This window comes from Buttiauxella sp. (genome assembly GCF_035271705.1).
In the GTDB taxonomy this organism is placed as follows: Bacteria; Pseudomonadota; Gammaproteobacteria; order Enterobacterales; family Enterobacteriaceae; genus Buttiauxella.
The window spans coordinates 1-8,735 of the sequence record NZ_DATERI010000199.1; the positions used below are offsets into that span (position 1 = coordinate 1).

General features: G+C 51.4%; 8 protein-coding genes. 3 read left to right on the forward strand and 5 right to left on the reverse strand.

Annotated elements, in window-relative coordinates; all coding sequences use genetic code 11:
* A partial coding sequence (locus tag VJY99_RS17855) for an EAL domain-containing protein (protein ID WP_324120867.1) occupies positions 1–292 on the forward strand: 292 nt, incomplete at its 5' end.
* A gap of 148 nt (positions 293–440) precedes the next feature.
* Here VJY99_RS17855 and VJY99_RS17860 read toward each other — a convergent pair.
* Both VJY99_RS17860 and VJY99_RS17865 read right to left on the reverse strand, forming a co-directional pair.
* Positions 441–2,582, reverse strand: a complete 2,142-nt coding sequence (locus tag VJY99_RS17860) for an FUSC family protein (RefSeq protein ID WP_324120869.1) — start codon at positions 2,580–2,582, stop codon at positions 441–443.
* Positions 2,583–2,665: 83 nt separating this feature from the next.
* Positions 2,666–3,535: a pirin family protein gene (locus VJY99_RS17865; RefSeq protein ID WP_324120871.1), complete on the reverse strand. Its 870-nt coding sequence runs from the start codon at positions 3,533–3,535 to the stop codon at positions 2,666–2,668.
* Between the two features lie 117 nt (positions 3,536–3,652).
* On the opposite strand from VJY99_RS17865, the gene VJY99_RS17870 reads away from it, so the two are divergent.
* Complete coding sequence (locus VJY99_RS17870) at positions 3,653–4,561, forward strand: LysR family transcriptional regulator (protein WP_324120881.1); 909 nt, start codon at positions 3,653–3,655, stop codon at positions 4,559–4,561.
* An 18-nt stretch (positions 4,562–4,579) separates the two neighbouring features.
* Here VJY99_RS17870 and VJY99_RS17875 read toward each other — a convergent pair whose 3' ends face one another.
* Positions 4,580–5,056 (reverse strand): DoxX family protein, encoded by a 477-nt coding sequence (locus VJY99_RS17875; RefSeq protein ID WP_324120873.1) that lies wholly within the window; start codon positions 5,054–5,056, stop codon positions 4,580–4,582.
* A 712-nt stretch (positions 5,057–5,768) separates the two neighbouring features.
* Between VJY99_RS17875 and VJY99_RS17880 the strand changes: the two genes are divergently transcribed.
* Positions 5,769–7,022, forward strand: coding sequence for a PTS ascorbate transporter subunit IIC (locus VJY99_RS17880; RefSeq protein ID WP_324120875.1), 1,254 nt, complete (start codon positions 5,769–5,771; stop codon positions 7,020–7,022).
* A 175-nt stretch (positions 7,023–7,197) separates the two neighbouring features.
* Here VJY99_RS17880 and VJY99_RS17885 read toward each other — a convergent pair whose 3' ends face one another.
* Both VJY99_RS17885 and VJY99_RS17890 read right to left on the reverse strand, forming a co-directional pair.
* The gene (locus VJY99_RS17885; RefSeq protein WP_324120877.1) at positions 7,198–7,764 is read right to left on the reverse strand and encodes a cysteine hydrolase family protein; all 567 of its coding nucleotides are present in this window, start codon (positions 7,762–7,764) and stop codon (positions 7,198–7,200) included.
* Positions 7,765–7,808: 44 nt separating this feature from the next.
* On the reverse strand, positions 7,809–8,633 hold the full coding sequence (locus VJY99_RS17890) for an alpha/beta hydrolase (protein ID WP_324120879.1): 825 nt from the start codon (positions 8,631–8,633) through the stop codon (positions 7,809–7,811).
* Between the last annotated feature and the right edge of the window lie 102 nt (positions 8,634–8,735).

Here is an 8,735-nt window from a genome sequence, read left to right on the forward strand (position 1 = left end):
TGACTTCGGAACCGGTAATTCCAGCCTGAGTTACCTGCAAAACCTGAGGATCGATATTCTCAAAATTGATAAGAGCTTTGTCAGCATGATTGGGACTGACGCGATCTCTGCCCATCTTGTTGATAATGTGATTGACCTTGCTACCAGGCTCGATCTGAAACTGGTGGCCGAAGGGGTGGAGAACGAAGAGCAATCTGCCTACCTGAGAGCCCGCAAAGTGACCTACCTGCAAGGCTATATGTATGGCAGGCCCATGCCAGTGAAGGAATTTCTCAGTCTGGTGTCGCCATGAGGGTTATGCGGCACTGTTGCAAATAGCATTCAGTATCGCATTTGATAACATGGAACCCCTCTTTACTTTATTCATCGGTGATTCCTTCGTTTTTAATTCGTGAATTTGTGGGGTGTTTTGGTCAATAAGTTGATACCGCTTCGGCTGATTAAGCCTGCAAACGATCAGCGAGATGCACCAGATGCTGCGCGGCCCGTTGGCTACGATCGAGACGTCTTTGCAACCATGGGAGCAGCGCTCCCGCAGGCGGTATGGTGTTATCGTTCTCGCCTTCAGCCAGGGGCTGCTCTGCGGTCAGATTCTCTGCTGGTTGCCTTGTCCCCTGCGTTGCGAACAGCTGTTGCAACTGATGGCTCGCGTCCTCAAGCAAGGCCTGCATGTCGGTGCGGTCAGGTTCGGCCGCACAACGCGTAAGTAACAGGTGTGTTGAAGCCAGGTTGGCCAGTAGCAGACGCGCTTGTACGATTAGGTCGGCCAGTTTTTCCATTGGCAATTGCACCTGCTTGGGCTCAGCAATGGTGCGCTGTGCCACACCGGCCAGAGCAATGATGGTGTCGTAAGCCTCGCGCCGCGCGAGGCGCAGTGCCAGGTCAGAAACGTCAGCCTCCGGCCTGCGCATGACCTGTTCGCCGAACTGCTGCAGGCTCTGCTTCATGCGGTTCACTGCCAACGGCAGGCTCCGACGCTCCCAGAATGGCAGAACATAGCTGAACCCCCAGGCGAGTGCGCCACCAAGCAGTGTGTCAGCCAGGCGTTCGGCAATGGCCAGCCCGGTGCCAACGTCGGACACATGAATCTGCAGCAGTGCCATTACCGTCGCTGCTATGGCGGTAACAAGATAACGCACGATGAAATAAGTATGCGCCAGCCCCACTGCAACGAGAAACGTCAGGGCCGAAAACCATGGCCAGTGGAGCTGCATCAGAACGACCGTCAGTACGCAGCCGAGCACGGTACCCAGTACGCGAATATTGCGTCGTGACAATGTCTGCTCCAGATTGCCGCGCAGTACAACCGCAACACTCAGCACCAGCCAGTGGGGATGTGAGGACCACGGTAGATGCAGTGCGATGAAATAAGCACACCCCAGCGCCAGCCCGACACGTATGGCATGTCGCAGGATTGGCGACTCAAGATGTGCATGCGCGCGCAAAGCGGCCAGCGGCCAGCCTTCAGGTGAGACAAACAGACGCAACTCGTGTGGTGCCATTGCCACACCTGCCACGTCTCCACGCAACCAGGCTCGCAGTTGCGTCACCTCCCCTGACATCTGGCGCGCATGGCCGAGTAGCGTCGGTAACAGGGCATGCCCACCAGCAGCATGTAACGTTTCGAGTTTGCACAGCGTATCGAGGCCAACCCAGTCTTGATGTGGCTGTGTCTTGCTGTCGGGTAAGGACAGGTTGAAACGCACAGCTTCTGCCACCTCATCAAGCCTCGCGGCAATACCCGCCAGATGCACAGCCAGTGCGGCACGCAATGGTGTACCGGATGCATCATCAGGTAACGAGCCGAGATCAAGTTGGCTGGCCAGCACGGTATCGCGTAAATCGAGCAGATGAAGCAACGTGCCTGTCTGGCGCCGAACCTCTTCGCTTGCAGGGGCCGGGAAAATAAAATCTCGTGCGGCTTGCAGACGTTCAGCCAACGCCGTCTCAAGCGTGATCAGGGCTCGCAATTGCAGGTCACTTTGCAGCTTTGGTGACGTACTGACGTGATGAGCCACACCACGCAACAACAGCGCCGTGGCAGTCATTGCCTCAGCCAGTGCCAGGCGACGATAGCGCTGCCGAAATAGCCAGGATATACCCATCGCCCAGCAGAAATAGAATGCTGCACCGAGCACAGTCTTACCGGCCAACTCGACCATCACCCACGTGTCAGTGACAGGCGGTGCACCCATGGTGAACACCAGTGCGAGGATGCCGACGAAAGAATGTGGCCCGGCACGCGGCCCCCACACCAACGTCATGGCGAGTACAAAACCGAGTGTTGCCGTCAGCAGACCTAACGCTATCGGAAATGGCTGCAATACCATGACCAGAAAGGCAGAAACGCAACCGATGATTGCTGACAACAAGATACGGCGCCAGGCGCGATCAGACATGGTGGGGAAATCCGCGAGGCTTGCGTAGATAGCCCCGCTGCTGGCAGCTAAAGCAGCCGCTTCCCCCGCCCACGCGCCGACCAGCAACTGCACGAGCCCGATGCCGAGTGCCGTGCTTACGCCATTAATGGCGTAAGCCGGTAATGTATTGAAAAAACGTTTAAATACAATGGGCATGTTCATGTGCGCAAACTCTGAAAGCGATTGATTGTGGGTGTTATGGGGGAGTGCATCGCCCAGGCTTTATGGAGGCTGGGTCATTGAAGTCAAACCGCAATACGACCGAAGTTGCCACTGTCAAAGTCGGCTATCGCCTGGTTGATCTCGGCCTGGCTATTCATGACAAAAGGTCCGTGTCCGACAATGGGCTCATCGATTGGCTCGCCACTGAGCAAAAGCAGCACAGCATCGCTGTTGGCTTCAATCTCCAGCTCAACGCGCTCACGTTCCAGATGTGCCATCTGATCCTGACTCAGTAATTGCTGCCGGTTGAGTGTTACCGTACCCCGTAGTACCACCAGGGCGGCGGTATGGCCTGCAGGCAAACTCAGGCGTGTCGTGCCGCCTTGTAGACAGCGCAGATCCCAGACATTTATCGGCGAATGGGTTTGTGCAGGACCTTGATGGCCTGAAAATTCACCCGCAATCACGCGAACGTAACCTGCTCCATTGGGGAGTTCGACGCGTGGGATCTGAGCATCCCGCAGATTCTGATAACCCGGTGCCGACATCTTGTCGCGTGCAGGCAGATTCACCCACATTTGCACCATGTCCAGAGTGCCGCCGCTACGCGTGAAGGCCTCTGAATGGAATTCCTGGTGCAAGATACCTGACGCTGCGGTCATCCATTGCACATCACCAGGGCCAATATGGCCACCCACACCCGTGGTGTCGCGATGCTCGACCTCACCTTCATAAACGAGGGTCACGGTCTCGAAACCACGATGTGGGTGCTCGCCCACACCACGTGGCGCTACAGTCGGCTCAAAGCGGACTGGACCGGAATGGCCGAGCAATAAGAAGGGGCTCAACTGTGTGCCATGGCTGCCATAGCTGAACAGCGTACGAACGGGAAAAGCGTTACCCACCCAGTGGGGACGTTGGGCACTGTATACGCCGAGGATCTTCTTGAGCATGTGTTTCTCCTGTGAGATGCCCGAAGGACTCGGGTAGGTGGCAGGCATCATAATATTGAAACAATAGATCCGGTAGTAGGCTACAATCGGCCTCAGCGTTCCAGGAATAGAACTATGATGAATTTCGATTTAAATGATATGTACTACTTTGCACAAGTGGTGGAGCACAGTGGTTTTGCCTCTGCAGGTCGCGCGTTGGGTATTCCGAAATCCAGGCTGAGTCGGCGCATTTCGCTGCTGGAGGAGCGACTGAGCGTTCAGCTGATCCTGCGGTCAACACGCAGCTTTGCGGTCACCGAGGCCGGACGGGGCTACTACACACACTGTCGGGCTATGCTGATGGCGGCTGAAGCTGCCGAGGAGTCCATTGCCATGGCTCATGCTGAGCCACGCGGCGTTGTGCGGATGAGCTGCCCTGTGGCACTGCTGGCAACACGTGTTGGCGAAATATTAGCTGACTTTATGGCTGAACATCCTCGCGTTGAATTGCATCTCGAGGAGACTAACCGCAAGGTTGATGTGGTCGCAGAGGGTATTGATCTCGCTATTCGAGTGCTTCCTCCCCCGCTGGAAGACAGCGATCTGGTGATGCGCATCCTGTCGGATCGTGGACAGTGCCTGGTAGCCAGCCCTTCTCTGCTGGCTCAATGGGGAACGCCCAGCGGCCCGACTGATCTGGCTCGCCTGCCGAGTATGGATCTCGGGCAACCACAAGATGAGCATCGCTGGGTGTTGGAAGGCCCTGAAGGTGCCAGCGCCGAAGTTCGACACAGTCCTCGTTATGTTACGCGAGCGATGCTGGCGCTGCGTGTCGCTGCGGTAGCGGGAGTGGGTGTGGTCAAGTTGCCGCGGATGATTTTGCCGGAAGCATTCGAACGCGGCGAGCTGGTTGAAGTGCTTCCGGGATGGGAGCCAAAGCGCGAGATTATCCACATCGTATTCGCGTCGCGGCGTGGACAGCTTCCTGCCGTCCGCACGCTTATCGACTACCTTGTCAATCGTTTTGAAATACTTAATGAGGATTGAAATCTGAGTGCAGAATACCTAGGCGGCATGCGAGCTCACGCGTTTGGAGGCTGGAATGCAGCCGCGTTCTGCAAAGTAAGTTTTCCACGCATCCAGCGCCACTAATGCACAATTGATCGCAAGAAATACCGGGTACTCACAACCCCCCGCATTAAACGACCAAACTAAGCCATTGACCGCCAGTAGTGTATACGCGGCAATGAGCATCACCGCTGTGCCGCCGAGTGCCGCGAAACGGGTGCACAGCCCCAGCACCAGAAATACACCGACTAAAAATTCTGATATCGCGGCGAGGCCGACCCAAAACTCAGGCGGGGTTAGGCCAGCTTTGACGAAGAATCCCAGGGTGCCGGGGTTGAATGTGCCATCAGCAAACTTGGCAGCGATATGCGGTAAAATGAACGCCCCCGTTGCGATGCGCAGGATGTTGGATCCCTTAGTGAGGTCGAAGCGAGAGGCCTGAATACGAAAATCGTTACGATTCAGTGTGAGCATAATTTTTTCTCTTTATATTTTAAATAGATGAACTTGAGCGTGTGCTTCTTTTATAAGACTCACGGAAGGCTCGGGTAGATGGGGAATAGCATAATACTGAAACAATAGTCCCGGTAGTCGGCTAAAATCGGCCTCATAGTTCTATAAACAGAACTATGCCATCTCTCGATTTAAAAGGTATGTACTATTTGAAAACCAGAATCTCGCTTAGCGCTGTGTCCATTGTTCATGGGTTAGATGACTATCTGACGATCACCGGATTGGATACTTGACCTGCAAGTTGATGCAGTTGTAGGTGGGGGACATAGTCAGTAGCAATAAACCGTCATTTCTGCTTAAACCCTCATTCTTACATTTAATTAACAAATAACCTGAAAACATTCAACAATAATAAATGAAATAATGTTTTATAAAGTGTGGAATGGTGTTTTTTTGTGACAAGGTTATCGGTTTCCCCTGAGTTTAATCGTTAAGATATTTACAGTTACTTACTTAACTATACAAAGCAGCTAAATAAAGGTATCAAACTTCAGAACACGATGGGTTAACAGGAAGTGATTTTGCTCTGTGATGTATTAGTACTCACTCATTATTTCACTCAAGGATTTATTATCCTTATAAAACATTTAAATTTAATAAAATATTAGCGCATGCCATTTGGGGTGGGCTGGAATAATTTCAAACGGACATTTATCAAAGATTTGGGGTTGCTGTGGATTATTTATTAAGATTGTTTGGAACACCCGCTATTATTATAGCCTTTATTGCATTTATCGGACTGTGCTTACAAAAAAGTAAAGTAAGTACAATTATTAGAGGGACGGTTTTAGCTTTTGTTGGTTTCGTCCTGATAAAAACCGGTGGTGGTATTTTGGGTGGCGTGCTGACGATGTTCAGCGATCTGTTTACTCACGCATTTGGTTTACGCGGTGTCGTGCCAAGCAACGAAGCTATCATGGCACTGACCATTGATAAATTAGGCAGGCCTGCCGCGATCATTTTATTTTTTGCAATGATCGTCAATATTTTGCTGGCAAGATATACGCGTTTTAAATCAATCTACCTTTCGTTACACCTGATTGTATTTATGGCTTTTTCCGTGACAGCCGCGCTGACCGGATTGGGTTATAGCGAATTGTTTGCTGTAATATTTGGCTCCGTCGTTATCGGCACCTATATGGCGGTATTCCCGACTATTCTGTCCCGCTTTAGCCGGAAGGTTATCGGGCATAACGAATACTGTATTGCACATGCAGCCTCGACTTCTTATCTCGCAGCCTCTTATCTGGGTAAATGGTTTGGCAACACCTCTGTTGATGTCGAACATGTTAACGTCAGTGACAAATTCAGTTTTCTGAAAAACCCAGACGTCGCGACTTTCTTGACCATGTTTTTCCTGCTCGGGATATCTTCATTATTCGCCAGTAATGAATATTTGGATGTACTTCTGAAGAAACAACCTTATTTGATCTGGTTGCTGGAAAGATCAGCTACATTTGCGGGTGGCTTATATATCGCCAAAAAAGGCGTGGTATTGTTCGCTGAAGAAATTGTGCCGGCATTCAGAGGGTTTTCACATGTCGTGGCACCGGGAGCGATTCCTGCTGTAGACCCAATGGTTCTGTTTGAAAAATCACCGAATGCAGTGTTGATCGGTTTCCTTGTGAGTTTCTTTGCTGAGCTGATCTGTATTGCGATTTTCCCAGCGATTGGCTTGCCAATCATCATCCCAGGGATCCTGGCAAGCTTTACTTGTGGGGGCACGGCGGCAATTTTTGGGAATGCTACCGGGGGATTAAGAGGCGCAATCATTGCAAGTTTCGTAAACGGCTTGCTGTTATGTTTCCTCCCTGCAATGGTGCTGCCATTATTCAGCCACTTAGGTGTTGATGGTGTCACTTTCGCCGACCCAGACTTTACTATTCTGTCGACCTTTATTAAATATACATTTGGTCTTGTGCATTAAGTAACAAGGTAATAAATACAAAATAGCGCTACGTGAATTTCACATAGCGCTATTTTTTTAATGCACGGTTCATCGCCATATCGCCTAATGCGGCAAGCAATATCGGACACTTTCATTTCACCAGATAGCAGCCTCGAAGCTCACGGTCTAAAGCCAACAAAGGTCATGACATCTTTCATGGGATTTCCTTCGCCTTATTCAGGTATTCACTTGTCGAAATCACCGCTGCATAGCCGAAACGTAGCGCGGCCATAAATGCCGCATGCACATGCTCTGCGGGTACATTTACGCCATTGAACTCAAGATCAAGGGTGGCACAGGCATCGTGTAATACCGTGGTGGAATAGCCAAAATCAACAGAAGCCCGCGTTATTCCGTCCACGCACATATGACTCATATTGCCAACTACCACTACGGCTTCGATGCCTGCCTTCTCAAGAAGAGGCTTTAATTCCGTTTCCCGGTATGAATTGATGTAATGCTTAAGCACCACCGATTCGTCAGGCTTATTAATGACACTGGGATGAAGCTGTGCACCTTCGCTGCCTGGGCGAAAGAATGGAGCTTCATCACTGGTAAATTCATGTCGAATGTGTACCACCAGATCGCCACGCTCGCGGAAAAAAGCAATCACCAGAGCAGCATTTTTCGCCGCAGCCTCTACATTTTTGAGAGCCCAGAGCCCACCAGGGAAATAATCATTCTGGATATCCACGACTATCAGAGCCGTTTTACTCGTCATATTTGTGTCCTCAACGGGTATTCTAACGAGATTAGGATGGCTATTTAACTGCGAAGGAAAGCCAGCAAATCATTGTTGAGCCTTTCCTTATGGGTATCTGTAATACCGTGAGGGGCCCCGTTGTAGATAACCAGTTCAGCGTGTGGGATAAGCCTGGATGAAGATCGGGCAGCAGCGTCTATTGGGACGATTTGGTCATCATCGCCATGCAAAATCAGCGTCGGAATGGAGAATTTCTTTAGGTCCTCGGTAAAGTCTGTTTCGGAGAACGCTTTGATGCAGTCATAAGTGTTTTTGTGTCCTCCCATCATGCCCTGCATCCAGAAGGCATTGATCACCCCCTGGGATGGGGTGGCACCGGGACGGTTATATCCAAAGAAGGGTCCGCTGGCGACGTCAATGTAAAGCTGCGAACGGTCTGCAACAGAAGCTGCACGGATCCCATCAAAAACTGACAGTGGCAAACCACCTGGATTTGACTCAGTCTGCACCATGAGCGGAGGAACCGCCGAGATCAACCCCGCTTTGGCTAACCGGGCAGTCCCGTGGCGACCAATATATCGAGCCACTTCGCCGCCACCCGTGGAGAAACCGAACAATGAGGCTCCTTCTATTTCCAGATGTTCCAGTAATTCTGCCAAATCGTCAGCATAAGTGTCCATTTCATTCCCGTTCCACGGTTGGCTGGAGCGACCGTGCCCCCGGCGGTCATGCGCTATAACCCGATAGCCATTGTTTGCCAGAAAGAACATTTGCGCTTCCCAGCTATCGGAGCTCAGAGGCCAGCCATGACTGAGAACCACAACCGGGCCTGAGCCCCAGTCTTTATAATAGATTTCAGTCTTGTCCCGAGTAGTAAACGTGCTCATAGGTTTCACTCTCCGCTAAAACTGGCAATGTCATTGCCATTTTGTTAGTCACAAAAAGGCCGTCGCCAGAGCATCAGAATAGGGAGGCTGGCGAAAGTGTTT